The organism is Vibrio galatheae, assembly GCF_000967545.1.
Classification (GTDB): domain Bacteria; phylum Pseudomonadota; class Gammaproteobacteria; order Enterobacterales; family Vibrionaceae; genus Vibrio; species Vibrio galatheae.
The window spans coordinates 17,665-43,093 of record NZ_JXXV01000038.1 but is presented as its reverse complement, the minus strand read 5'-3'; the positions used below and the strand labels follow the sequence as shown (position 1 = coordinate 43,093).

General features: G+C 46.5%; 27 protein-coding genes. 6 read left to right on the top strand and 21 right to left on the bottom strand.

Going from position 1 to position 25,429, the window contains the following annotated elements; translation table 11 throughout:
• Position 1: 1 nt before the first annotated feature.
• From wrbA to bepA, 3 genes are read right to left on the bottom strand one after another with little or no spacing between them, the layout of a single operon-like run.
• Positions 2 to 568, bottom strand: coding sequence for an NAD(P)H:quinone oxidoreductase (gene wrbA, locus TW81_RS18150; RefSeq protein WP_045957158.1), 567 nt, complete (start codon positions 566 to 568; stop codon positions 2 to 4).
• Positions 565 to 909 carry an arsenate reductase (glutaredoxin) gene (gene arsC / locus TW81_RS18145; protein ID WP_045957157.1) on the bottom strand — a complete coding sequence of 115 codons (345 nt, stop codon included), beginning with the start codon at positions 907 to 909 and terminating at the stop codon, positions 565 to 567. The genes wrbA and arsC overlap by 4 nt, the downstream gene beginning before the upstream one ends.
• 17 nt (positions 910 to 926) lie before the next feature.
• On the bottom strand, positions 927 to 2,381 hold the full coding sequence (gene bepA / locus TW81_RS18140) for a beta-barrel assembly-enhancing protease (protein WP_045957176.1): 1,455 nt from the start codon (positions 2,379 to 2,381) through the stop codon (positions 927 to 929).
• A 245-nt stretch (positions 2,382 to 2,626) separates the two neighbouring features.
• On the opposite strand from bepA, the gene TW81_RS18135 reads away from it, so the two are divergent.
• From TW81_RS18135 to TW81_RS18125, 3 genes are all read left to right on the top strand, one after another.
• Positions 2,627 to 2,869 (top strand): sulfurtransferase TusA family protein, encoded by a 243-nt coding sequence (locus TW81_RS18135; protein ID WP_045957156.1) that lies wholly within the window; start codon positions 2,627 to 2,629, stop codon positions 2,867 to 2,869.
• Positions 2,870 to 3,934 carry an AI-2E family transporter gene (locus TW81_RS18130; RefSeq protein ID WP_045957155.1) on the top strand — a complete coding sequence of 355 codons (1,065 nt, stop codon included), beginning with the start codon at positions 2,870 to 2,872 and terminating at the stop codon, positions 3,932 to 3,934. It begins immediately after the preceding gene.
• A gap of 207 nt (positions 3,935 to 4,141) precedes the next feature.
• A complete protein-coding gene (locus TW81_RS18125) occupies positions 4,142 to 6,013 on the top strand; it encodes a methyl-accepting chemotaxis protein (RefSeq protein ID WP_045957154.1) in 1,872 nt (623 codons plus the stop codon).
• 83 nt (positions 6,014 to 6,096) lie between these two features.
• Here the strand turns inward: TW81_RS18125 and bcp are convergent, their stop codons facing one another.
• Together bcp and TW81_RS18115 are read right to left on the bottom strand one after the other, a co-directional pair.
• Complete coding sequence (gene bcp, locus TW81_RS18120; protein ID WP_045957153.1) at positions 6,097 to 6,567, bottom strand: thioredoxin-dependent thiol peroxidase; 471 nt, start codon at positions 6,565 to 6,567, stop codon at positions 6,097 to 6,099.
• 11 nt (positions 6,568 to 6,578) lie between these two features.
• Positions 6,579 to 7,121, bottom strand: coding sequence for a glycine cleavage system transcriptional repressor (locus tag TW81_RS18115; RefSeq protein WP_045957152.1), 543 nt, complete (start codon positions 7,119 to 7,121; stop codon positions 6,579 to 6,581).
• A 299-nt stretch (positions 7,122 to 7,420) separates the two neighbouring features.
• Here TW81_RS18115 and dapA point away from each other — a divergent pair, with 299 nt between their 5' ends.
• Positions 7,421 to 8,299, top strand: coding sequence for a 4-hydroxy-tetrahydrodipicolinate synthase (dapA, locus tag TW81_RS18110; RefSeq protein WP_045957151.1), 879 nt, complete (start codon positions 7,421 to 7,423; stop codon positions 8,297 to 8,299).
• Positions 8,300 to 8,357: 58 nt separating this feature from the next.
• A complete protein-coding gene (bamC, locus tag TW81_RS18105; protein ID WP_045957150.1) occupies positions 8,358 to 9,383 on the top strand; it encodes an outer membrane protein assembly factor BamC in 1,026 nt (341 codons plus the stop codon).
• An 83-nt stretch (positions 9,384 to 9,466) separates the two neighbouring features.
• Here the strand turns inward: bamC and TW81_RS18100 are convergent, their stop codons facing one another.
• Positions 9,467 to 10,792, bottom strand: a complete 1,326-nt coding sequence (locus TW81_RS18100; protein WP_045957149.1) for a Na+/H+ antiporter family protein — start codon at positions 10,790 to 10,792, stop codon at positions 9,467 to 9,469.
• 48 nt (positions 10,793 to 10,840) lie between these two features.
• Positions 10,841 to 11,479, bottom strand: a complete 639-nt coding sequence (gene rnt, locus TW81_RS18095; RefSeq protein ID WP_045957148.1) for a ribonuclease T — start codon at positions 11,477 to 11,479, stop codon at positions 10,841 to 10,843.
• A gap of 198 nt (positions 11,480 to 11,677) precedes the next feature.
• On the opposite strand from rnt, the gene motY reads away from it, so the two are divergent.
• Positions 11,678 to 12,559, top strand: a complete 882-nt coding sequence (gene motY, locus TW81_RS18090; protein ID WP_045957147.1) for a flagellar protein MotY — start codon at positions 11,678 to 11,680, stop codon at positions 12,557 to 12,559.
• A gap of 62 nt (positions 12,560 to 12,621) precedes the next feature.
• On the opposite strand, the gene gloA is transcribed toward motY, so the two are convergent.
• From gloA to TW81_RS18020, 14 genes are all read right to left on the bottom strand, one after another.
• A complete protein-coding gene (gene gloA / locus TW81_RS18085) occupies positions 12,622 to 13,038 on the bottom strand; it encodes a lactoylglutathione lyase (RefSeq protein ID WP_045957146.1) in 417 nt (138 codons plus the stop codon).
• A 12-nt stretch (positions 13,039 to 13,050) separates the two neighbouring features.
• A complete protein-coding gene (gene nth, locus TW81_RS18080) occupies positions 13,051 to 13,692 on the bottom strand; it encodes an endonuclease III (RefSeq protein ID WP_045957145.1) in 642 nt (213 codons plus the stop codon).
• 51 nt (positions 13,693 to 13,743) lie between these two features.
• Positions 13,744 to 14,436, bottom strand: a complete 693-nt coding sequence (locus tag TW81_RS18075) for an electron transport complex subunit E (protein ID WP_045957144.1) — start codon at positions 14,434 to 14,436, stop codon at positions 13,744 to 13,746.
• Positions 14,429 to 15,064, bottom strand: coding sequence for an electron transport complex subunit RsxG (gene rsxG / locus TW81_RS18070; RefSeq protein ID WP_045957143.1), 636 nt, complete (start codon positions 15,062 to 15,064; stop codon positions 14,429 to 14,431). The genes TW81_RS18075 and rsxG overlap by 8 nt, the downstream gene beginning before the upstream one ends.
• Before the next feature lie 9 nt (positions 15,065 to 15,073).
• Positions 15,074 to 16,120, bottom strand: coding sequence for an electron transport complex subunit RsxD (gene rsxD / locus TW81_RS18065; RefSeq protein ID WP_045957142.1), 1,047 nt, complete (start codon positions 16,118 to 16,120; stop codon positions 15,074 to 15,076).
• On the bottom strand, positions 16,120 to 18,657 hold the full coding sequence (gene rsxC, locus TW81_RS18060; RefSeq protein WP_045957141.1) for an electron transport complex subunit RsxC: 2,538 nt from the start codon (positions 18,655 to 18,657) through the stop codon (positions 16,120 to 16,122). The genes rsxD and rsxC overlap by 1 nt, the downstream gene beginning before the upstream one ends.
• An 8-nt stretch (positions 18,658 to 18,665) precedes the next feature.
• A complete protein-coding gene (gene rsxB / locus TW81_RS18055; protein ID WP_045957140.1) occupies positions 18,666 to 19,250 on the bottom strand; it encodes an electron transport complex subunit RsxB in 585 nt (194 codons plus the stop codon).
• The gene (gene rsxA, locus TW81_RS18050) at positions 19,250 to 19,831 is read right to left on the bottom strand and encodes an electron transport complex subunit RsxA (RefSeq protein ID WP_045957139.1); all 582 of its coding nucleotides are present in this window, start codon (positions 19,829 to 19,831) and stop codon (positions 19,250 to 19,252) included. The genes rsxB and rsxA overlap by 1 nt, the downstream gene beginning before the upstream one ends.
• Positions 19,832 to 20,094: 263 nt before the next feature.
• Positions 20,095 to 20,754 (bottom strand): HAD family hydrolase, encoded by a 660-nt coding sequence (locus TW81_RS18045; protein WP_045957138.1) that lies wholly within the window; start codon positions 20,752 to 20,754, stop codon positions 20,095 to 20,097.
• Between the two features lie 2 nt (positions 20,755 to 20,756).
• A complete protein-coding gene (locus TW81_RS18040) occupies positions 20,757 to 21,776 on the bottom strand; it encodes an ABC transporter ATP-binding protein (RefSeq protein WP_045957137.1) in 1,020 nt (339 codons plus the stop codon).
• Entirely contained in the window at positions 21,773 to 22,561 is a 789-nt protein-coding gene (locus tag TW81_RS18035) for an ABC transporter permease (protein WP_045957136.1), read from the bottom strand. Before TW81_RS18035 ends, TW81_RS18040 begins: the two co-directional genes overlap by 4 nt.
• A 3-nt stretch (positions 22,562 to 22,564) precedes the next feature.
• A complete protein-coding gene (locus TW81_RS18030) occupies positions 22,565 to 23,473 on the bottom strand; it encodes an ABC transporter permease (RefSeq protein ID WP_045957135.1) in 909 nt (302 codons plus the stop codon).
• A complete protein-coding gene (locus tag TW81_RS18025) occupies positions 23,470 to 24,276 on the bottom strand; it encodes an alkaline phosphatase family protein (RefSeq protein ID WP_045957134.1) in 807 nt (268 codons plus the stop codon). Before TW81_RS18025 ends, TW81_RS18030 begins: the two co-directional genes overlap by 4 nt.
• A gap of 10 nt (positions 24,277 to 24,286) precedes the next feature.
• Positions 24,287 to 25,354 (bottom strand): ABC transporter substrate-binding protein, encoded by a 1,068-nt coding sequence (locus TW81_RS18020; protein ID WP_045957133.1) that lies wholly within the window; start codon positions 25,352 to 25,354, stop codon positions 24,287 to 24,289.
• Between the last annotated feature and the right edge of the window lie 75 nt (positions 25,355 to 25,429).

Sequence of the window (25,429 nt, the reverse complement as noted above, 5' to 3'; positions counted from 1 at the left end):
GTTACTGACCTTTTAGTTTTAATGCGGTTAACGCTAAGCGCTTTCCGAGTTGTTGTGACAATTCGATTTCATCTTCACTCAGGGTATGGTTTGCACTTGTAGAAGTCGCGCCATAAGGCGTACCACCGGTTTGGGTTGAGTGAAGTTTAGGTTGTGAGTAGGGAATACCTAAAATCATCATACCGTGGTGGAGAAGCGGCAACATCATCGTTTGCAGTGTCGTCTCTTGGCCGCCATGCAGCGTCGATGAAGAGGTAAAAACACACGCCGGCTTGTCAATCAAATCACCCGATACCCAAAGCGCCGTGGTCTTGTCCCAAAAGTGTTTTAATGGTGCAGCCATATTACCAAACCAAACCGGACTGCCCATCGCTAAACCATCACATTGTTTAAGCTCATTGATAGTAATGGCAGGATCTTGGAGGTTGTTATCGCCTTCAAGTTCATCGACCGTGCGCAGTACCGCCTCACACTGTGGGATAGATTCTACCCCACGGGCTATCTGTCGAGCGATGGCGCGCGTTGAACCATGTCGACTGTAATACAAGATAATGACTTGGCAACTCATAGAATATCGAGGACTTGCTCCGGTGGACGGCCGTGTTTTGCTTGACCATTGGCGACAACAATTGGGCGCTCGATCAGTTTCGGGTTGTCGGCCATGGCCTTGAATAGAGTGTCGTCGTCGGCGTTTTTAAGGTCGAGATCTTTATAGATATCTTCTTTAGTGCGCATCATATCGCGAACTTGTGCAACTCCGAGTTGAGTTTTGAGTGCTTTTAACTCTTCGATACTTGGTGGTGTCTCTAAGTATTTGATGATTTCAGGTTGGATATTATTTTGTTGCAAAAGCTCCAGAGTCTGGCGACTTTTTGAGCAACGTGGGTTGTGATAAATCACGACTGACATAGAGTTATCTCCATTTATTATTGTAAGGCGAGGAATCGATCTCTTTGAACCATAAGTTGGTCAATACGGGCATCGTACCTTGCTTGTTTCAAACTGCCTAGCTCGGCAATTTGACTGGCTTGTGTGTAATACTGAATTGCTTTATTCCAATTCGCTTTTAAGGCGAGTATTTCTGCACGAGCGGCTAAATCTTCATCACTGACACCAAGGTGGATATTGGCTTCAGAGAGCAAGTGCCAGCCGTTGACATCGTTCGGGTTGTCGTGGGTATAGCGCTGCAACACCTTAATCGCATCTGCATTGCTATTTTGCTTCATCAAAGCGTTAGCGTAGTTGATGGTCAACACCGCGTTGTTTGGCGCTGATTTTAACGCGGTTTCTAACATTTTTTCCGCTTTGCCAGCCTGATTTTGCGCGATATATAAGTCAGACATCGCATCAAGATAGAAGCGATTGTTGGGGTCTTGCTTGATTAGGTTATGTAACAGGGTACTCGCTTGATCAAGCTGTTTGCTGTCGAGGTAAATGAGCGCTTTGCCATAGTCAAAAGAAGGCTTGATATCCTCTGATACCCCTTGTCCTTTACGATTCATCCAGTCAAGAGCCGCTTGGCTTTCAATCCCAGCATAGCGCGCAATAATACGTGCACGCGCTAAATAGTAATTGAGGGATGGATCAACTCGTCGTGCCGGGTAGCTTTGCGCGCGAGCACGGCTATCGGTGATGCGATCTTCAGGCAGAGGGTGAGTGAGCAACATTGGTGGTGGTTTACTCGCGTAGCGGAACTCGTCTGACAGACGGCCAAAAAAGCGTGGCATGGCGTTAACGTCAAATCCCGCTTGTGCCATGGTACTGATACCAAAACGATCCGCTTCTTTTTCATTGCTACGCGTATAGTTGATTTGCCCTTGCATGCTGCCTGCTTGTGTGGCCGTCATGGCGGCAATACCGGCTTGAGGTGATGCGATGGCAAGGAGTAATGAGCCTGCCAGCGCGGCCAAGGTGGCCGGTGAGCGTCTGGCTTGTTCTTCCATACTGCGAGCTAGGTGGCGCTGGGTAACGTGGGCAATTTCGTGGGCAACGACTGACGCCAGTTCACTCTCACTTTGAGCATGAAGAAACAGGCCTGAATGCAGCGCGACGTAGCCGCCAAAGAAAGCAAATGCGTTGATGTTACGATCACGAATCAAAAAGAAGGTAAACGGTGTTTTGACATCAGAGGCATTGGCAACTAAACGGTGCCCTAAACTGTCAATATATTCATTGAGTACCGGGTCGCTCACTATCGGTGCACTGCTACGCAGCATACGCATATAGGCGTCACCGTATTGCAACTCTTGGTCAATCGTCAAAGTGCCGCTCGCTGCCGTCCCGATATCGGGTAAATTGAGGGTATCAGCGAATGCCGGAGTCGGAGCGCTTAGTGCGGTAGCAATACAAAGGCAAACGAGGGAACGCGTATGTTTAAGCATATTTGACAGGTGGTACTCCATTGATTTCTTTATCTTTATAACCCAAATTGTAGCAAGGTGGGTTAACGGTTGGACAGCCGATATTAAAGATTGTTTCCAATTTGTTAGCTGATTCATCCAGTGAATTTCAAAACGGCAACTTAGGTGTTCGTGACTGGCGACAATACGCTGACATTATTTGCACTGACGCCTGCAAAAAAACACTATACAATACCTAGCCGTAATAATATGCATCGGGCGGTAGAATGGAACCGAATATTTTTGATTTACGCCAAGAACGTTGCCCTATGGCCTTGTTACTTGCTAAGCGTCACACAAAAAATTTGGTTAACGGTGAGCAGGTGTTGCTGTTGGTTGCCGATTCCAGCTCGTTGACAGATATTAAGCACTACCTTCAAAGACATCGATATGGTGTACTTTGTGTAGAGCAGGAAGGCTATTTTCGCCTACATGTCACTAGGTCGACAGACCCTAAGGAATCACGCTGAATGTTTGAAATGGTAAGTCGTTGGTATAAGCGACGTTTTTCTGATCCACACGCCGCAAGTCTTGTTGCGATTCTCCTGTTTGGTTTCATAACAATCTATTTCTTCGGCAATTTGATCGCTCCTCTGCTGGTGGCAATTGTTCTCGCTTATCTGCTTGAATGGCCTGTGGCGCAATTGTCGCGTGTTGGCCTTCCGCGTACGTTATCGGTTATCTTAGTTATTCTCAGTTTCATTGGTTTGATGTTAGTGGCTATTTTTGGCCTAGTTCCTACGATCTGGCAACAGGTGGGTAACCTTATCAATGACATACCCACCATGTATGTTGGACTGCAAGGATTCATTGCCGAGCTGCCAACACGTTATCCTGAATTAGCCAATCTGCAAATTGTCGAGTCATTGGTTTCGAATGCGAAAAACCAAGTGATAGGGGTGGGCGAAACCGTAGTAAAAGGTTCGTTGGCGTCCTTGGTTAGTTTAGCCACACTTGGTGTTTATTTGATTCTTGTTCCACTGTTGGTGTTTTTCTTATTGAAAGACAAACAGCAGATGATGGATATGACTCGAGGCGTGCTGCCGCGCAATCGCCGTTTAGCCACTAAGGTCTGGGACGAGATGAATGAACAGATCTCCAACTATATTCGCGGCAAAGTGGTCGAAATACTGATTGTCGGTAGCGCGAGTTATATTACTTTCGCCCTGCTCGATCTGCGTTATTCCGTCCTGCTTGCGGTTGCCGTAGGGTTGTCTGTCTTGATTCCTTATATCGGTGCTGCTGCGGTCACTGTGCCCGTCGCAATGGTCGGGCTATTTCAATGGGGGCTTACGCCTCAGTTTTATTGGCTATTGCTTGCTTATGGCATTATTCAGGCACTTGATGGCAACGTATTGGTACCAGTATTGTTCTCTGAAGCAGTCAATTTGCACCCAGTGGCTATTATTGTTGCAGTGCTTGTGTTCGGTGGTCTATGGGGATTTTGGGGCGTGTTTTTTGCCATCCCGTTGGCGACGTTGGTCAAAGCGGTTTGGCATGCGCTACCTAGCCATGAAGAAGAAGCGGCGACATAATGACTCTCGGCACATGCAATTAATAACCTATCAAGCCCTAAAGTTTGCCCTTTAGGGCTTTTTGTTTGTGCTAAAGTTGGCATTTTTAACCAATATGGAATTTACTTTGTGTATTAACTGTAAGAAATTATTTAAGTAAACGTTATGTCGGGCGATAACAATTGAAATAACAATAACTATATGCTTGCTGACTAATTGAGGGAAAATATGAAATTTAGCCAAAAAATTGTTGCGGCGTCTTCTGCGTTGATGCTGGTGACAGTAACCCTGTTGTCGATTCAACAATTGAGCACGTTGAAGCAGGAAGTTGAAGAACTCGTTGATACTAGCCTTACAGAGATGGTTAAAGGGGTAAAAAATACCGTTGTTTCCGAGATGGAAAGTAAAAAAGCGCTTGCTCAGTCAATGACTGAAGTATTAGAACTGGATCCACAGAACCGCTCCGTTGTGAAACAGATCCTCGAAAAGCCGAAATTGAAAAGCAGCTTTCTTGCGGTCGGTTTTGGTTATCAATCGGATGGTTTTGTCGTTGAAAACGATGACGGTTGGGATGCTGGGCCAGATTACGATCCGAGAGTACGTCCTTGGTACAAAGATGCGCAAACACAAGGTAAGTTAGTGGTCACTGACCCTTATGTTGATGCATCCTCGAAAAAAGTGATCATCTCAATTGGTACACCTGTTAAAGAAAATGGACAATTCATCGCAGCCATGTTCTACGATATGGAGTTAGGCGGATTGGCTGATTTGGTTAACAGTGTCAACCTCCTTGATGCTGGCTACCTGTTTATTGTTACCGCTGACGGTACAACCATTGCGCACCCTCAAGCGGAAAACAATGGAGAAAACATTTCTAAGTACTTACCCCAAGCTAAAGTTGAGGAAGGTAATCAAAGATTTGAACAAGATGGCCAGCGTTTCTTAGTTCACTTTACTAAAGTGCCATCTGAAAATTGGTACATAGGTGCTTTGGTTGACGAAGACATTGCGTTTGCCTCTGTCGCTGATATGCGTAACAGCTCAATCATCTATGGTGTGATAGGTGTTGTACTCAGTGTGTTGGTACTTACTTTCCTAATCAAAGCCTTGATGAAACCGTTGGCGACTCTTAACGATGCTATTCAAGATGTCGCTTCGGGTCAGGGGGACTTGACCAAGCGACTAGATACCGATACTGACCAAGAGTTTGCCCAGTTAGCGGAAGGGTTCAATACCTTTACTGAAACGCTGCAGAAGCAGATTCAACAGTCTAAGGCGATTGGTGCCGAAATTTTGCGTGGTACAGAAATGACAGTGGTTGGTGCTCAGCACTCAGCTGAAGCAATGCGCAGCCAGCTTGAAGAGCTCGAACAGTTAGCGACGGCGATGAACGAGATGGCAGTGACAGCTACCGAAGTAGCCAACAATGCTCAAGGCGCCGCTGCTGCTGCAAGAGAAGCTGATGAAGCGACTCTGGATGGTTCTTCAGTGGTTAGCGCTACAACCAGTTCGATTGACACCTTGTCTGCTCGAATTGACCAAGCGGTAGAAGAGGTGCTCGGCCTTGAGTCGGCGACGGCGAATATCGAAACCATCTTGAAGGTGATCAATGATATTGCTGACCAAACTAACCTGCTGGCACTCAACGCGGCGATTGAAGCAGCGCGTGCGGGTGAATCTGGTCGTGGCTTTGCTGTGGTTGCGGATGAAGTTCGTACACTGGCTCAACGTACGCAAGAATCAACCACCGAAATTCGCAGCATGATTGAACAGCTTCAAGCAGGAGCGAGCTCAGTTTCGGCGGCGATGAGCGAGAGTAAGAACACAGCGGTTGATGCTGTTGATAAAGCTCAGGCGGCGAATGAGGCGCTACAGCGTATCCGTGAGGCTATCCAACGCATTAGCGATATGAACATCCAAATCGCCTCTGCTGCCGAAGAACAAAGCTTAGTGGCGGAAGAGATCAACAGTAATACTGTGAAAATCAAAGATTTGTCGACTCAAGTTGCTGATTCTGCAGAAGACGCCAATATGGCGATGCAAGTGCAAACAGAGAATGTTCGTGAACAAGACGCGATTTTGAATAAGTTTATTGTGTAAAACTTAGCCTATTGCGAAAGATAGAAACGCCAGCGATATGCTGGCGTTTTTGTTGTTGTGATTGGTTTTATTCGCAAGCTAGATTACTGGTTGTCGTTTAAGTAATCGAGTACCACTTGGTGGTGATCTTTGGTCTTAAACTTATTGAATACATGTTCAATAACACCTTGCTCGTTAATTAAGAAACTAATGCGGTGCAGGCCATCGTATATCTTACCCATAAATTTCTTTTCCCCCCAAACGCCAAATTGTTCAGCGACTGCATGGTCTTCGTCAGAAAGGAGGGTAAAGTTTAATTGGTCGCGCTCGATGAACTTACCTAAACGTTTAACAGGATCAATGCTCACACCAAGCACAACCACATTGTGGGCATCAAGTTCCGCTTTAACATCACGTAGACCTTGTGCTTGAACAGTACAACCTGGGGTCATTGCTTTAGGGTAGAAGTAAAAAAGGACTTTTTTACCTTGGAAATCACTGAGTGAGACGGTTTCGCCATTTTGATCGAGTAAAGAGAAGGCAGGCGCTGGCGCACCGGCTGTGAGCGTGTTCATGGAGATTCCTTTTATTGACTGTTCTTTAAGAAATTGAGTGAGCCCTGGACAGAGAGACTGTGACAAAGCGTGTCGAACTCTTCTTGAAGTTGCATCAGGTTACACCCTGCTTCGACGGCGGCAGTGATGGCAATATGGAATTGGTCGCTATCTGAACCAATCTTATCTTTGCTGATTGTTTGCGCACTGAGTGACGACAGGCCAATGTTCTTTGCCGCGAAAAAATTGGTGAATTTTTCCGTCAGGCCCGGTTTATCGTCCGACTCAACAAACACTTCTAAGGTATAGGTATTATCTAGATAAGAATGTGTTGATGTGCGTTTCATTATGGTGATCAGATCATGTTCTTGACCGAGCAGGGGAAGCGTGGTTTCGACACGTGTAATTGCTGCGTTGTTTCCCGTCAGCAGCATGATCAGAGTAAATTCATTGCCAAATAGGGCGATACGACTGTCAACAATATTGCATCCAGACTGAGTGACCAGGTGCACCACTTGATTGCACACGCCTGGGCGGTCTGTTCCTACCGCAGTAATCACCAGATGTTGAGTCATAGTTTCACTTTTATCAAAGTTAGGTTTATTAATCAGATAGCTTAGCACACTTGCTGAATAGAAAAATGGGCGCTGAGCGTTTTTCTGCTTAGTGATGAATGCTTTTTAATCGCACGTGTAGAACTTGATTTATTCCTCACATGTTACTGACATGGTGGCAATTGAAAGGAGTAATTTGCCAAACATCTAACATCTGATAAATATTCATTCATTTAGGCGATTTAAGCGAGTTTAAGCGCTTGTCTTTTTCAATCGCCTTACAGTACCATGCGATTAGTATCTAATTTAGGGAGAAAGACATGTTTTCAGGAAGTATTGTAGCGTTAATTACACCGTTTAATCTGGATGGCGAAGTAGACTACGTGAGCCTGAAGAAGTTGGTGGACTATCATGTGGCCGCAGGCAGTAACGGTATCGTTGCAGTGGGTACCACTGGCGAATCGTCGACGCTTACTATTGAAGAGCATGTCAAAGTTGTAATGAAAACCGTCGAATTCGCTGACGGTCGCATCCCTGTTATTGCAGGTACAGGTGCCAACGCAACGCATGAATCGGTCACCTTTAGTCGTCTACTGAATAACTCAGGTATTGCGGGTTGTTTGAGTGTCACTCCTTACTACAACAAACCGACTCAAGAAGGCTTGTTCCAACACTACAAAGCCATCGCAGAAGAGAGCGATGTTCCGCAAATTTTATACAACGTACCGGGTCGAACTGCGGTAGACTTATTGCCAGAAACCGTTGCTCGTCTGGCCGAGATCGAAAGTATCGTTGCGCTTAAAGATGCAACTGGTGATTTAAGTCGAATTGCAATTCACCGTGAACTTTGTGGCGAAAACTTTATCTTACTCAGTGGTGATGATTCAACTGGCCTTGATTTCGTTAAGCAAGGCGGCAACGGTGTTATCTCTGTCACTAACAATATTGCTGCAGAAGATATGGCCAACATGTTCAGACTGGCAAGCGAAGGTAAGTTTGAAGAGGCAGAAATTATCAATCAACGATTGATGCCACTGCATAAAAACCTCTTTGTTGAGTCAAGTCCAATTCCTGTCAAATGGGCAGCACACAAGTTGGGCTTAATTGAGCATGGTGGACTGCGTTTGCCATTGACTGAGTTATCGGAAAATGCTCGTCCAATAGTAGCTCAAGCAATGACGGAAGCTTGCATTTACTAAAGTTAAATATGGATTGCCGAAGTGATTTCACTTCGGCAAATAAGTATCAGGAGTTTCAATGAAATTGTCTCACCAGCTAGTCGTCAGTTCACTAGCTGTTTTTGTTTTAAGTGCTTGTTCAGGAAACGCTGCGCAGCGTCGTCAAGCGAAGGATGACTTCGAATACTTAAACTCACCACCGCTTAAAGAGTGGCAGTTAGCTGAGGGCTCAACGCCTGAATTTTATACCAATTACAATATTCCGCAGGGTGATTTTTCTGGCGGTGTGGGTAAAGACGTTGATATTCGTTCTCCTCAGCAAATATTGGAGCTGATTCCGGGTGCGCGTGCGGAACGTAAACAAGGTGAAACAACGCTTTGGTTACTGCGTGAAGATGAGCTTGATAAAGTGTGGCAGACGGCATTAAAAATGTTGCAAGAGCGTGACATTGCGCTTGTCGAGCAGAGCGATACCCGCTTAGAAACCGATTGGGTAACTTGGACAGAGCAAGATGAAGATATCGAAATTGGTTCTCGTTACTCGATTGAGCGTCTGGTTGTTGCTGGGCGACATGGATTCAAGATTTCCTTAATTGATTGGCGAGAAGATGGCAAACAAGTGCCGGTGACAGCAACAAGTAAGGAACGTTATAACGCTTTGATGACCAATTTGGTGACGGCTCGCTACGACCAAGATTTGCGTGAAGAAGCAGCACGTAAAGCAGAGGAATTGGTCAAGCAGATCCCTATTTCTATGGGCTCAGACCGTAGTGGTTTCCCTGTGATTATCGCTCGTACTCCATACAATGTACTGTGGCTGCGTTTGCCAACACTACTGCCTGAAATGGGCTTTGAACTTGAAGAGCGCAATCAGTCGCAAGGTACGATCAAAGCGAAATACACTGCGCCAGAAGATGGCTTTTGGAGTGAAGCGGGTATTAAGCCTCTTGAGCTTGCTCCAGGGAGTTATACCTTCTTGTTCGGCGATCTTGGTAACCGTACCTCTATTAATGTTACTGATTCTGCAGGTAAGCCAGTGGATGAGACATTACTGGAAGATATGGTGCCTATCATTGCCGCCGTTGTGGAAAAGCAAGCTAAGTAAGAACTTAGGCACAATAAAAAAGCTGACATCATGTCAGCTTTTTTTGTCGCTATTGCCAGCGCAAATAGAATGTGGCAAATAGGTTAGAGCACCATGGCGGCAATCCAGCCAAATACGATCAGTGGGATATTGTAGTGGATAAAGGTCGGAACTACGGTTTCCCAGATATGTTCGTGTTGACCATCAGCGTTCAAGCCAGATGTTGGGCCAAGTGTTGAGTCTGAAGCCGGTGAACCAGCATCTCCCAGCGCCGCAGCGGTACCAACAAGGGCAATCGTTGCCATAGGGGAGAAGCCAAACGCCGCCGCCAAAGGAACATAGATGGTAGCCAGAATAGGAATGGTCGAAAATGAAGAGCCAATCCCCATTGTCACCAACAGGCCAACCACCAACATCAGCAATGCAGCAAGCGGCTTGTTGTCACCAATGCTGTTCGCAAGTGCTTCAACTAGCGACTCAACGCCACCTGTCTGCTTCATTACTGCGGCAAAGCCTGCAGCGGCAATCATGATAAAGCCAATCATCGCCATCATGTGAACACCTTTGGTGAAGACGTCGTGAGTCTCTTTCCACGCGATGACGCCACCAAAGGTAAATACCATAAAACCAGCCAGACCACCGATGATCATAGAGCCTGTTGAAAGCTGAACGCTGAGTGCGGCAATGATTCCAACAACAGCAACTAGAATATTCTTCTTATTGATTGTGCTTGGGTTTTCATCTACATGGGTTAACTCGGTTTCTTGGTATTGGCGTGGCTTACGGTAGCTAAATAAAATCGCCGTCAGTAAACCAAAAACCATTCCTGCTGCTGGCAAAAGCATCGCGATAGGCACTTGGCTCGCAACCACGTCTGCCAGACCATTGTCATGCAAGTTCTTCAGCAAAATGTTGTTGAGGAAAATACCACCAAAGCCAATCGGCAAAACCATGTAAGGTGTAACTAAACCGAAGGTAAGTATACAAGCGATCATGCGGCGATCGAGGTTGAGCTTGGCAAATACCCCCAATAGCGGTGGGATTAAAATGGGAATAAAGGCGATATGCACTGGGATAATGTTTTGTGAAGACATGGTCACGAGGACCAATGCGACTAGTACCGCATATTTTAGTCCAGTTGACGCAGACGCATTTTCTTTTCCGTGAATACGTTTAATTACGCTATTCGCCAGCAGATCAGTAATACCGGAGCGTGAAATGGCAACCGCGAAGGTACCAAGCATCGCGTAGCTAAGTGCGATCGTCGCACCGCCGCCTAATCCGCTTTCGAAGGCCGCAACCGCTTGATTAAGTTCCATACCAGACACCAAACCACCAACGATGGCGCTGAATGTCAATGCAACGACGACATTCACCCTCATTAGTGCTAAGGCAAGCATGACACATACAGAAATGACAACAGGGTTCATAATTTACTCATAAGTTATGTTTACATTTTTCTTTTGATTGTTTTGGGCTCAATCAACTAATGGCCAACCACCAAGTGCTTTCCATTTGTTGACGATGCCACAGAAGAGCTCTGCTGTTTTTTGAGTATCGTATAGCGCAGAGTGAGCTTCATTATTGTCGAAATCCATCCCTGCTGTTTTGCACGCTTTGGCAAGTACGGTCTGACCATAAGCCAAACCACTCAAGGTTGCGGTATCAAAAGTAGCGAAGGGATGAAAAGGGACGCGTTTAAGCTTGCAACGTTCACTTGCTTCCATCACAAAGCTGTGATCGAAATTTGCATTATGAGCAACCATGATCGCACGGCTGCAGTCGGTGGCTTTTTGCTCTTTACGTACAAGCTTGTAGATCTCTTTGAGGGCTTCTGACTCTGTCACTGCTCCACGCAGCGGGCTAAAAGGATCTCGAATGCCATTAAATTCGAGTGCTTCCTTTTCTAAGTTGGCACCTTCGAATGGTTCTACATGAAAATGAATCGTCGAAGCAGGCACCAGATCGCCGTGCTCGTCCATTTTTAAGGTAATCGCGCAGATTTCAAGCAGAGCATCGGTTTTCGCATTGAAACCGGCTGTTTCTACGTCAATTACCACAGGAAAGTAGCCGCGAAAGCGTTTTTTTAGCGTCATTGCTTCGTTTTCAGTAGTCATGTGTACTTAAAATAATGTGACAGGGCGGGCATTATTGCAGATTCTTTACCCGAGAAAAACCGTTAATGCTGATTGAAAATGAATCATTGGTAATTTGTTCTATACAAATAAATTGGCGAGATTCTTGCATTGTGTTTTTGCAAGAAAATCGAGTGGCAAAACAAGGCTGCTCAGTCGAGTTAAGAGATGAAGTATTCTATGAAGAAGTTGTTGGTGACCAGTATTGCAACGGCAATGACAGTGTTTACCTCCAATGCCATGGCGTTGGAGAAGCACTACGTTGCTAAGCCTCAGCAATCTATGTGGCAAATGGTTGCCAATACACCGCTCGAATGCCGTTTAGTTCATCCAATACCCAACTTTGGTGATGCGGTTTTTTCTTCGTACGCGAGTAAAAAAATCAACCTCGATTTTGAACTTAAGATGAAACGACCAATGGGCCAAACACGAGATGTAAGTTTAATCTCGATGCCACCAGCTTGGCGCCCTGGGGACAGTGCCGATCGCTTGACAACCATCCGTTTCTTCCAGCAGTTTGACGGCTATGTCGGTGGACAAACGGCGTGGAATATTCTCGGCGAGTTAGAAAAAGGGCGTTACCCTACTTTTAGTTATCAAGAGTGGCGTAGTCGAGATCAGCGTGTCGAAATTGCACTCTCATCGGTCTTATTTCAGCAATCATATAATGTGTTTAGTGATTGTATTGCCAATCTGCTGCCATACAGTTTTGAAGACATCGCCTTTACCATACTTCATTACGACCGCACTAGCATTGAGTTAAACAAGCAGTCACAGAAACGTTTGGCTCAAATCGCTGAATACATAAAACATAACCAAGATATCGATTTGGTCTTAGTTTCGACATATACAGACTCTGAAGACAGTAAGAGTGTCAGCCAAAGTCTATCTGAACAACGTGCGGAAGTGCTCGAAGAGTATTTTAAATCTTTAGGGTTGCCTGAAGATAGAATCCAAGTCCAAGGCTATGGTCGCCGTAGACCTGTTGATGACAATGCGTCACCGCTGGGTAAAGATCGCAACCGACGTGTTGTTATCTCATTGGGTAGAACCCAAGTTTAATTGATTGGAATATAAAAAGAAAAAGGCCAGAACATCTGGCCTTTTTTGATAATGTGTAGCACTTAACCTTCTAAGCCTGCCGACGCTTGCTTGTTTTGGATTAATTCAATCATGTAGCCATCTGGGTCTTTAACAAAGGCTATATGTGTTGTGCCACCTTTAACCGGGCCAGGCTCACGCGTCACGTTGCCACCCGCCGCTTTGATAACATCACAAGTGGTGTAGATGTCGTCAACGCCGATAGCAATATGACCAAACGCACTACCCAAATCGTATTCTGTCGTGCCCCAGTTGTAAGTCAGTTCAATCACAGCTCCCTGAGATTCATCACCGTAACCAAGAAACGCCAGTGTGTATTCGTACTCTTTATTTTCATTGGTACGAAGCAATTGCATCCCCATCACTTCTGTGTAGAACTTGATGGATTTGTCTAGATCACCTACGCGAAGCATAGTGTGCAGGATACGCCCATTTGACATTGCCTTGCTCTCCTAATTTTCTGGATAAACTTTTTCTTTGAATTCGCAAAGATCTTCAATAATACAGCTACCACAGCGTGGTTTGCGAGCGACACAAGTGTAACGACCGTGCAGGATCAGCCAGTGGTGTACGTCTAGCTTAAACTCTTTCGGTACAACCTTGAGCAGTTTCTCTTCGACTTGGTCGACATTCTTACCCATTGCCAGTTTGGTTCGATTAGCCACGCGGAAAATATGTGTATCTACAGCGATGGTTGGCCAGCCAAAGGCAGTATTCAGTACCACATTGGCTGTTTTTCGCCCAACGCCTGGCAATGCTTCGAGCGCTTCGCGATTCTCGGGGACTTCACCCTGATGTTGTTCTAATAAAATCTTGCAAGTTTTGATGACATTCTCAGCCTTTGAATTAAATAGGCCGATGGTTTTGATGTACTCTTTTACACCATCAACACCTAGATCCAATAGAGCTTGAGGTGTGTTCGCGACAGGATAGAGCTTGTCTGTCGCTTTGTTTACGCTGACATCGGTCGCCTGTGCAGAGAGAAGCACGGCGATCAACAACTCGAAAGGCGTACTCCAGTTGAGTTCAGTTTGAGGGTTTGGATTGTTCTCCCTCAAGCGCTCCAGTATTAGTTTTCGCTTATCTTTGTTCATTTGAGGCTGCTTTCAGTGTTCATTACCAGTTTGCTCGCAGCAAACGGTTTATTATGGATTGGTGACTCGGGCTCGCTCGATAGTCTGTTTTTGTTGTTTTGGCTGGCGAGCTTCGAGTTGTTTGTCGATGATATTCTTCACTGCAATCAGCAAACCGACACCGATAAAGGCACCCGGGGGCAGCAAAGCGAGTAAGAAACTATTGTCGAACTGGAACACTTCAATACGCAACGACGTTGCCCAGTCGCCCAACAGCAAATCGGCACCGTCGAATAAGGTTCCATTGCCAATGACTTCACGCATGGCTCCAAGAATAACCAGTACGCTTGTCATGCCTAACCCCATCCACAACCCATCTTGAGCTGCAGGTAGGAGTTCATTTTTGGATGCAAATGCTTCGGCGCGACCAATAATAATGCAGTTGGTAACAATCAAAGGAATAAAGATTCCCAGCGATAAATACAGCCCGTAAGCATAGGCGTTCATCAATAATTGAACGCAAGTTACCAGGGCTGCAATGATCATCACAAACACCGGAATACGCACCTCTTTCGGCACATAGTCACGCACTAAAGATACCGTGACGTTAGAACCGACCAATACAAGTAAGGTTGCAATACCTAGACCAAGGGCGTTGGTCACGGTTGACGAAACTGCCAGTAGCGGACACAAACCTAGTAGCTGAACTAACGCTGGGTTGTTGTCCCATAAACCGTTCTTAATTAACTTTTTATGTTCACTCATGGTTACCTCCACAATTGCGTGGTTGTGCCAATATTTGATCGCGATGGGTGTTGGTGTACTCAACGGCCTTCTTGACCGCTTTAACCACGGCACGAGGGGTGATGGTTGCGCCAGTAAACTGATCAAATTGACCGCCATCTTTGCGCACATTCCAGTCTGATAGATTTGCCTCACTTACCGTCTTACCAGTAAAGCCAAGAATCCAGTCTGTAATGCGTAGATCAATTTTATCGCCCAGTCCGGGTGTTTCACGGTGGTTTAATACACGTGTGCCAGTGATCGTACCATCATGCGTCATTCCAACAATAATCTTGATTGCCCCGTTGTATCCATCAGGTGCAATAGCTTCGACGGCCATAGCAGAAGGTTCACCGTTTAATGACGCCATGTAAATAGGCATTGGCGATTGTGTGCCAAGTGCAGGGTCACTGACAAGCGTACAATCTTGATAGAGCTCATTGTCGTGCATTTCATGCGGGATGACTTGGTTCAATACCGACAGGAGTTGTTTTTGCTCCTGAAGTTGAATTTGGTCTTTGGTTAGGTAATTGGTCAGTGCAACAACACCTGTAGAAGCACAGGCAAAAATCGCAAGAACAACCCCATTTTTTCTTATCGCATTTAACATCTTGAAACCTTAGTGACCATAGGTTCTTGGTTTGGTGTAGTAATCAATCAAAGGGACGCACATATTACCCAACAAAACAGCGAAGGCGATGCCATCAGGGAAACCACCCCAAGTACGTATGATGAATACCATAGCGCCAATGAAAGCGCCGAATATCAGTCGACCTTTAACCGTTGTGGACGCTGACACCGGATCTGTGGCAATAAAAAATGCCCCGAGCATAGTTGCACCCGAAAGAAGATGGACGAGCGGTGAAGCGCTTGTGCCGGGTGTCACCATGATAAACAGGCTGCTGATTACGGTCAGGCTGATTAAAAAGCTCAGCGGAATATGCCAGTTGATCACTCGGACTTTAATCAGTAACAAGCCGCCGACCAAGTAAGCAAGGTTTACCCACTCCCAACCAATGCCCGCTAAGCCACCGAATTGTGGTTGAGCCATTGCCTCGCTTGCTGTATTACCAGCGGTTAATGCGGTTTTGAACGCGTCGAGTGGCGTGGCCATAGTGACTCCGTCAATTCCGGTGCGAATTTGTTGCAATGACAAACCTTCGAGATTAAAACCAGTAAAGATCAGTGAAAAGGCATCGCCACCTGAGATGGGAGTCGCTTGAAGTTCACTCGGTGATATCCAACTGGTCATCTGTACTGGAAACGAAATAAGCAGCACAACATAAGCAACCATGGCTGGATTGAATAAGTTCTGACCGATACCGCCATAAAGGTGTTTGGCAATGACAATGGCGAAAATAAGGCCAATGACCACTATCCACCACGGAGAAAGAGGCGGAATGGCAACGGCAAGCAGCCAAGCCGTCACTAACGCACTGTTGTCGCGTAATGCAGACATTGGCGGACGTTTTCGCGCAACCATGACCAGTGCTTCTAAGCTTAGGCCAATGACGATCGCGATAATGAGTTGGACAATAGTGCCCCAGCCAAAAAAGTAAGTCTGCGCGGCTAAACCGGGAAGAGCGCACAGAGCAACCCACTTCATCAGATCAGGCGTACTTCTACGACTGTGCGCATGGGGTGAGCTGGCAATAAAGAAGGCCACTACTCTTTCTCCTCAAATTGTTTTTGTTGTTCTTTTTCTGCTTTGCGCGCTTTAGCACGGGCAATTGCCGCGGCGACAGCGGCTTTTTTCGGATCCACTTCGCTTGCGTCTGTTTGCTCGCTTGGCTGCTCGGGTTGAGATTCTGCCTGTTGCTCGGCTTTACGCGCTTTAGCACGGGCAACTGCAGCGGCGACAGCGGCTTTTTTCGGATCCGCTTCGCTTGAGTCTGCTTGCTCGCTTGGCTGCTCGGGTTGAGATTCTGCCTGTTGCTCGGCTTTACGCGCTTTAGCACGGGCAATTGCAGCGGCGACAGCGGCTTTTTTCGGATCCGCTTCGCTTGCGTCTGCTTGCTCGCTTGGCTGCTCGGGTTGAGATTTTGCCTGTTGCTCTGCTTTACGGGCTTTTGCTCGGGCAATTGCAGCAGCGACAGCGGCTTTTTTCGGATCCGCTTCGCTTGCGTCTGATTGCTCGCTTGGCTGCTCAGGTTGAGGTTCTGCTTGTTGCTCGGCTTTACGGGCTTTAGCACGGGCAATTGCAGCGGCGACAGCGGCTTTTTTCGGATCCACTTCGCTTGCGTCTGCTTGCTCGCTTGGCTGCTCAGATTGAGGTTCTGCCTGTTGCTCGGCTTTACGCGCTTTAGCACGGGCTATTGCAGCGGCGATAGCGGCTTTTTTCGGATCCGCTTCGCTTGCGTCTGATTGCTCGCTTGGCTGCTCAGGTTGAGGTTTTGCCTGTTGCTCTGCTTTACGGACTTTAGCTCGGGCAATTGCAGCGGCTACCGCATCCTTCTTACCCTCTGTTGATGGTTCCTCAGCTCCTGCCTGCTGATCTCTTTCTGCTTTACGCTCTCTGGCCTGACGCTTGCGCTCTTCACGCAGCTTTGCCATTTCAGAGTTGTCTGGCTGTGTCTGTCCGCTTTCTAGCGCTGCCGCTTGTTTTGCTTTGGCTTTGGCGATCGCAGCGGCAACGGCTGGTTTAACTGCATTGTCTTCTGCTTTAGCATCTGATTTTTGCGCTTTCACGCGCGCAATAGCCGCAGCTATGGCATCATCGCCACCAGTTGATTTCATCTCTTTACGGCGATCATCTGCCGCTTTCTTAAAGCGGTTTTCACGCGCAGCTTTATCACGCTCTAAGCGAGCTTTTTTATCTTCGAAACGAATTTTCGCTCTTTCCGCGGCTTCGGATTCTTCTTTACGCGTGCGAATTTCAGCCTTGGCTTGACGGTAATATTGAACTAGAGGAATTTCGCTTGGACAAACAAAAGCACAGGCGCCACATTCAATACAATCTTTGATGTTGAGCTCTTCACACTTGTCTAGCTCTTCTGCTTTTGAATGCCAGAAAAGTTGTTGAGGGAGAAGTGATGCCGGACAGGCTTCTGCACATTGACCACATCGGATACAAGCCATTTCATACTGCTGCGGCGAGATCTCTTGGCGTGTCGGGGCAAGAATGCAGTTGGACGTTTTGGTGATGGGTACTTGAGCATGCGGTAAGGTAAATCCCATCATCGGCCCGCCCATAATTAGGCGAGGGAGCTTCTTATCCGCTTGATAGCCGAATTCACTTAATAGTGACTGTACTGGCGTGCCAAGCAGAGCCCAGACGTTTCTTGGCTGCTTGAAGGTATCGCCAGTGAGCGTCACTACACGTTCTACTAACGCTTCACCATCGATGACCGCGCGTTTAATGGCGTAAAGTGAGCCGACATTTTGCACCAACATACCAATATCGGCAGGAATACCTCCGTTCGGTACTTCCTTGTCGGTCAGTATTTTAATTAGCTGTTTCTCACCACCGGAAGGATACTTAGTCGGGATAACGCGAATCACAATATCTTTGTGCTTTGCGGCTTGTTGCAGCGCCTTGACGGCCTCCGGTTTATTGTCTTCAATGCCGATCACGGTAAGTTGTGGTTTGAGGATATGTTCAACCACCTCAATACCTTGGATGATTTCATCCGCATGCTCGCGCATCAACATATCATCAGCGGTAATGTACGGTTCACACTCAGCGGCATTGATGATCAGGATGTCAGTCTTGGCGATACCCGATTGAATTTTCTTCGCCGTCGGGAAGCCTGCGCCTCCCATTCCAGAAACGCCAGCTTGACGGATTTTCTCAAGCAGTTCCTCTGGCGTACGCTGCTGGTAATCTTGCCAAGCGTCGCGTTCACACCAGTTATCGGCCATATCCGGTTTGATGACGATACAGGTTTCACTTAAGCCCGAAGGGTGGGCAGTGGTTCTCGGTTCAATCGCAATCACAGTTCCGGATGTTGGAGCATGGACTGGCAGCATAAAGCTGGTGTCGTATTTGGTTAACGACTGGCCTTTGAGTACCTGTTCGCCGACTTCGACTGTAATGTTGCCCGGCTTACCAATGTGTTGTTTGACTGGCAAGACAATTTCTTCGGCAATAGCAGCGTGAACCAAGCCATTACTGACCGATTGGGATTTATTTTCTGCAGGATGAACACCACCAGGGAATGTCCACAAGGCACCGGATTTAATTTGTTCGATTAATGACAGCATACCAGTCCTTAATTCACGCTTTTCTGCTGGTGGGCAGAATCGGTAATATCAACAACAGGAATGGCGTCCATTTGCCACTTCCAGCTCGCTGTAGTGGTCTCTACAGGAATCATTTCAATACAATCGGTTGGGCAAGGCGCAACGCATAAGTCACAGCCAGTACATTCATCCTTGATCACGGTATGGAGCGCTTTTGTCCCGCCGACAATGGCATCAACAGGGCAGGCTTGGATACACTTAGTACAGCCGATGCACATGTCTTCATGAATAAACGCGACGGTTTTAACGGTATTTTCAAGATCGTGCGCTGAGTCGGTGGTTTCAACGCCCATTAAATCAGCCAGTTTTTCGATGGTTGCCTGACCGCCAGGAGGGCATTTATTGATGTCGTCACCGTTTGCAATCGCTTCCGCATAGGGTCTACAGCCAGGGTAACCACATTGCCCACACTGAGTTTGCGGCAAAATATTGTCGATTTGATCGACGATAGGATCAGCCTCGACTTTAAAGCGGATGGAAGCAAAACCTAATATTGCCCCAAAAATGGCGGCAAGAACCGCGATGGCGATAATTGCGATTAATATTGCGCTCATTACAACTTCACCAATCCAGTAAAGCCCATAAATGCAAGAGACATTAGTCCTGCTGTAATCATTGCGATTGACGCGCCTTTAAATGGCATCGGGACATCGGCAGCGGTAATTCGCTCACGCATTGAAGCGAACAGTATCAGAACCAGAGAGAAGCCAACCGCAGCGCCAAAGCCATAAATGATCGATTCGATAAAATTGTGATTTTCATTGATGTTGAGTAGCGCAACACCTAAAACCGCACAGTTGGTCGTGATCAAGGGAAGGAAAATTCCTAGCAGTCGGTAAAGCGTTGGACTGGTTTTGTGTACCACCATCTCAGTGAACTGAACCACGACAGCAATGACCAAAATGAAACTCATGGTGCGCAAATATTGCAGGTTAAGTGGCTCTAGAATGTAGTTTTCGACGAGGTAGGCGCATACGGAGGCTAAGGTCAAAACGAACGTCGTCGCTAACCCCATTCCGATTGCGGTTTCTAGTTTCTTAGAAACACCCATAAATGGACATAAGCCCAGAAACTTCACCAGTACAAAGTTATTGACCAGCACAGTGCCAACCAACAACAAAAGATATTCGGTCATAGTTATATAATTTAGAAATTCCGATCCCAGTATTATCCTGCTTTGCTTACGCAATAACAACCAAGGAAAGATAAGGTTTTATATTGTTGAATAAAAATTATACGAGATTGTGTTAAAAAAGTTGAATAAATAACGTCAAGTGACGGAAAGCGGAGGGGATTTTTCTGATTTTGTGTCTGTTGCCGTCAGTGAGAAAAGGACAGCGCGCGCTGCCCTTGGAGGGAATCAAACTTTACCAATTTGGTTAAGCAAAACCTCAGTGATTAATCCCAACTGAGTATCGTCCAGTTTGTCTGTTTGGCCTGAGCTTTCAAACGAGGACATGGATTGACGAGATAGGTGTAGTCTGCATATTCGCACAGCGGCAGGTCATTGATAGAGTCAGTATAAAAGTGCAATGTCGAATAGCGGTTGGCTTGAGCATCTAGCCAAGCTTTTAGCCGCGTTACTTTGCCTTCGCGATAGCTGGGAATGCCAAGAATTTGAGCCGAATAGCCGTTCTCTTTCTCAACTAAATCAATACCTAGGACGGTCGGTATTCCCAACTTAAGACCAACTGCTTCAACTAAAAAGGTGACACTGGCAGAGATGATCACCATATCAATATCGTCGCGAGCGAGCTGTTCAATCAAAATTTGCGATTGCTTAAACTGTTTGCTTAGGATGTGCCGTTCGACGCACTCTTGTGCCAAGTCTTTTACTTGTTCAACTGACAAGTTGCAAAGTGGTGCCATACAGAAGTTGAGGTAATCTTGCATATCCAGTTTACCTTGAGCGTAGAGATCCATAAGACGCTGATCTTCTTCAATAAAATATGGCGAAGTCGCAATGCCTTTCTCAACCAGAAACTCGTTCCAAATCATTGCGCAGTCGCCATTGATTAGGGTGTCATCCATATCAAACACATAAAGGGGTTTAGGCATGCTTAGGCTCTCACTGGTTGTATTTCATTTAAGTTAAATAGCAACTCCAACTGGCTGCCATTGGCGCGTAAACGCTCTGATGATCGGTTGAGTAAGTCTACCGTGAACTGACACTCATCGACCTTCACTTGGTAGCGAATCACATTGCCCAGTAATTGGTGGTTTTTTATCGTGCCGACTAGAGGTGCTGAAATGTGGGGTTCATATTGGCGTCCTTGTTCTTTTACGTAAATTGATTCAGGACGTATCGCCACTTTCCATTCGGTATCCATATTGAATAGCTGCTTGGCTTGGCTTGCTTCAATCAGATTGTAATGGCCCATAAACCCGGCAACAAATTCATCCGCTGGCTGGGTATAAATCTCTTCTGGTGTGCCCGCTTGCACGATTGAACCTTGGTTCATCAGAAAAATACGGTCAGACATGATCATCGCTTCTTCTTGATCGTGAGTGACAAAAATCGTGGTCAAGTTGAGCTCTGTTTGAATTTCGCGGATCTGCTGACGTAAGTGCTTACGGATCTTGGCATCCAGCGCCGAAAGGGGCTCATCGAGCAGCAAAATACGTGGCTTAACTACTAATGCACGTGCAAGGGCGACACGTTGCCGTTGGCCTCCGGAAAGTTGGTGGGGATAGTGTTGCTCTTTGCCTTTGAGGTCAACCAGCTCGATGACTTGCGCGATTTCTCTTTGTATGACATCGGCATTAATTTTTTTCATCTTTAAACCGAAAGCAATATTGCCAGCAACGGTCATATTTGGAAACAGCGCATAGGATTGAAACACCATACCAATGCCTCGTTTCTGCGCAATTTGATGGGTGATATTCTCACCATTAACCCAAATCTCGCCACTGTCGACTGGGGTTAACCCTGCCAAACTGCGTAGTAGGGTGGATTTGCCACAACCACTTGGGCCTAAAAGGGTAATGAATTCACCTTGTTGAATGGTGAAATCAATATCTGCAAATACGCTGTTGTCCGCAAAACGTTTTGCCAGCTTTTTGACCGTTACATAACTCATGATTTAACTCCTTGGCTGAAACGACTTGCCAACCAAGTCAATATAAAAATAAACAGGAAGTAGGTCATAACCAGAGCCGAGGTAAAGTGACCGCTGGTTTGACGCATGTTGTAGAGGTAAATTTGTAAGGTTTCATACCGTGTACCAACCAAGATATTGGCAAAGACAAATTCACCTAATAGGAACGAGAACGAAAGGAACAAAGATGCCATCAACCCCTTACGTAAATTTGGTAGAATGACGAGTAAAAACGCTTTACTGCTGCTTGCACCCAATAGATGGGCGGCGTCCATCAAGTCATGCAGATTAATGGCTTCAAAGCTGTTGGCTATGGCCCGATACATAAATGGCAGGGCGATAGTGAAATAGGTGCCAATCAAAATCCATGGGGTGCCGATTAAAGCAATCGAGCTATCAGCATACAATTGCAATAAACCGACCGATGACACGACAGGTGGTACGGCGAATGGCAGAAGAATGAACACGTTCATCAGTTTGTCGAGTTTTGGGAAGTAATAAAACACGACGAAAATCGCGGGAAGAACAAGGATCACGCTGAGTATTAGTGACGCGATACAGATAAACAACGAGCGGCCAAAAGCGTGTAAAAAGCGCGGATCTGTTAGCAGCTCAGTATACCATTTGACAGTAAAACCATCAGGTAGGATGGTCGCTCCCCAGCGTGAAGACAATGAGTAGACTAAGGTGGCGAAAATTGGAATCAGCATCACGCCGACGATTGAATACACCACGGTTTGGTGCCATCGAGAGTTAATTTCTTGCATCGTTTAGCTGCTCCCTTTTTTGCCAGCGTAGCTTTTCGCAATCAGCCATTGGTTAATTAGAGTAATGAAGGCCAGTAGTCCCATCAGAACAACCGAAATGGCGGCGGCTAGGTTAGGCTCAAGGAACAAATCTCCCGATACCAGACTGGCAATACGAATGGTGATGAGATTGTAGTTGCCTGAAGTCAGTGCGTAGACACTCGCATAGGCGCCAATTGCGTTGGCAATCAGTATGATAAAAGTGCCAAACAGAGCTGGAGATAGGACGGGAAGGGCAACTTTTACCCAGTATTGGCGTGTGTTGGCGCCAAGCAGAGAAGCAGCAGCCTGCCAATCGTCACTCAACGCATCGAAGGCAGGGTAAAGCAACAAAACGGCGAGCGGAATTTGGAAGTAGATGTAAATCGCTAGCAAGCCCCACTTTCCGTATAAATCGAAATCACCCAATAAGCCGTATTGCTTGAGCAGCAATGTTACCGCGCCATTGGTGCCCAAGATAATGATGAAGGCAAATGACAACGGAACCCCAGCAAAGTTGCTACTCATGTTGGTAAACGCAATCACACCGTCTCGCAGTTTACTGTCAACGCGGCGAAGGGAAGAAACCAGTACCGCTGCGACTGAAATACCGAAAATACTTGACCAAAATGAGAGCCATAAGCTGTTGCCAAATGCTTGCATCATAAAGGCGGAATCAAAAACGTCGAGGTAATTATCGAGCGTGATTTGATCATAGTAGACAAAGCTATTGATCACGACCCAAATCATAGGAGCAAGCTGAAACAGATAAAAGAACAGCGCAAAAGGCAGCAGCCACAATGCGGGCTTAATGCGAGTTAACCACGGCAGGGTGGTATTGGTGATCGTGCTGTTCGAGTCGTGTGATTTTTTTGATACAACGGATTCGTTCATAGCGCTAACAGTTCCTGAGTGTAAGGCTTCGAGTGTTCAAGGTTTAGAAGCTGACACACGTTGCCACAGATTTCTGTTTGCTCTACCTGACATGCATGGTGAGTAAATTTATCGCCAATCACAAACAAAGGCACTTCTCGCTCTTCGGCTAAAATGCCACCATGAGATAGGTCGTTGTTCATGCCATGGTCACTGGTGATCATGATTTGATAGCCATCACGACGCCATTGCTCGATATAGTTGGAAAGAATGATATCGGCGCCACGCGCACAATTGCGATATTGACGCGAGTCCAAGCCATACTTATGACCCATGTCATCAATGTTCATCGGATGGATGAGCAAGAAGTCGGGGTGATAAGTACGACGTAGATATTCTGCATCTAGAAACAGCGCTTCATCTGGGTAGTGATCCCAATGATAAAAGCAGCCATGTTGAATATTCATTGTTTCATCGTTGGTAAAGCGATCTAGGACGGGATGGTAAGGCGCACGGTTGTAGAGTTCGCTGATCCAATGATAAGCAGCGGCTGATGTCACCTTGCCTTGAGATGCTGCCAAACTAAAAATTGAAGACTGATTAGAAAGGCGGACGACATTATTATTGACTATACCGCTGTCGACAGGGCGTACCCCGGTTAAAATGCATTCATACAGTGGACGCGACATCGATGGCAGTTGACACTCTACTTGATAGAGTGATGCGCGCTGTTGTTCAAGAAGACCGTTAAGGTAGCCCATGCAATCACGGGCTACCTGATAGTTCAGTCCGTCTAGAACAACAAGGATGACCTTATTGCTCATAGTGCAGACCTTATTGCTGGTGGATTAATACGCTTTCTTGCCATTGGCGTGGCAGTTTACGCGCCGATTTTTCCCATGCAGCAAAGTCTGTGACAGGGTGAACGTTGCTGTATTGGTCATTGGCAATTAGCTTATCTTGCACCGATTTTGGCAGCGTAATACTGGTACGGATTGGGCGCGCGTAACCTTGTGCAAGGTTAATTTGGCCTTGGTCACTGAAAATATACTCGCGAGCAAGTTTTGCGGCATTGGGGTTCTGGGCGTATTTATTGATGATGGTGGTGTAACCTGAAATAACCGAGCCGTCTTGTGGAATGTTAACCGTGAATCGGTCACGGTCAATTTTGTCGCGGTAGTTCAGTGCATTGAAATCCCACATGATTGCCACTTCCACTTCGCCTTTTTCTAGATTAGCGATATTTGGGTCGGTAAACGATAGTCGACCTTGTTTAGCAAGTTCTGCAAAAAATTTCAGTGCAGGCTTAAGGTTAGACTCATTACCACCATTAGCGAACGCCGCCGCCAATACAGCATTGTTTGCTTGCGCGGCAACGCCAACATCACCCACGGTGACTTTGTAATCACCTTTAAGTAAGTCATCCCATGACTTAGGTGCATTTTTCACCAGATTGTTATTTGAAATAAAAGAAATGGTGCCCGTGTAGGCCAGCGCCCAGTGACCATCTTTGTCTTTTGCCCAGTCAGGAATGTCGTTCCAGGTACTTGGTTTGTAGGGTTGAGTCACCCCTTTTTTCACTGCGACACGGGCAAAGGCAAAGCCCACATCACCAATGTCGGCGGTGGCATTTTTCTTTTCTGCCTCAAATTTCGCAATTTCTTGCGCCGAGCTCATGTCGGTATCTTGGTGTTGTAAACCGTAGTTTGATTTTAAATCCACCCAAGTATCTTTCCAGTTGGCCCAACTGTCTGGCATGCCCACACTGTATACTTGCCCCTCTTTTTGGGCTGCTTTTATCAGTGATTCAAGGTCGGCATCTTTTGCCATTGCTGGCGAAGATAATGCTGTCGCGAGCAGTGCCGCGGGTACGAGAGTTGTGCTACTTAGTAAAGTTTTCATTGTCTCTATCCTTCTGGACTAGGTCAGTAAGTTCAAAATTTATCCTAGGCCGAGATTGTGACGATTGAGCGCAAC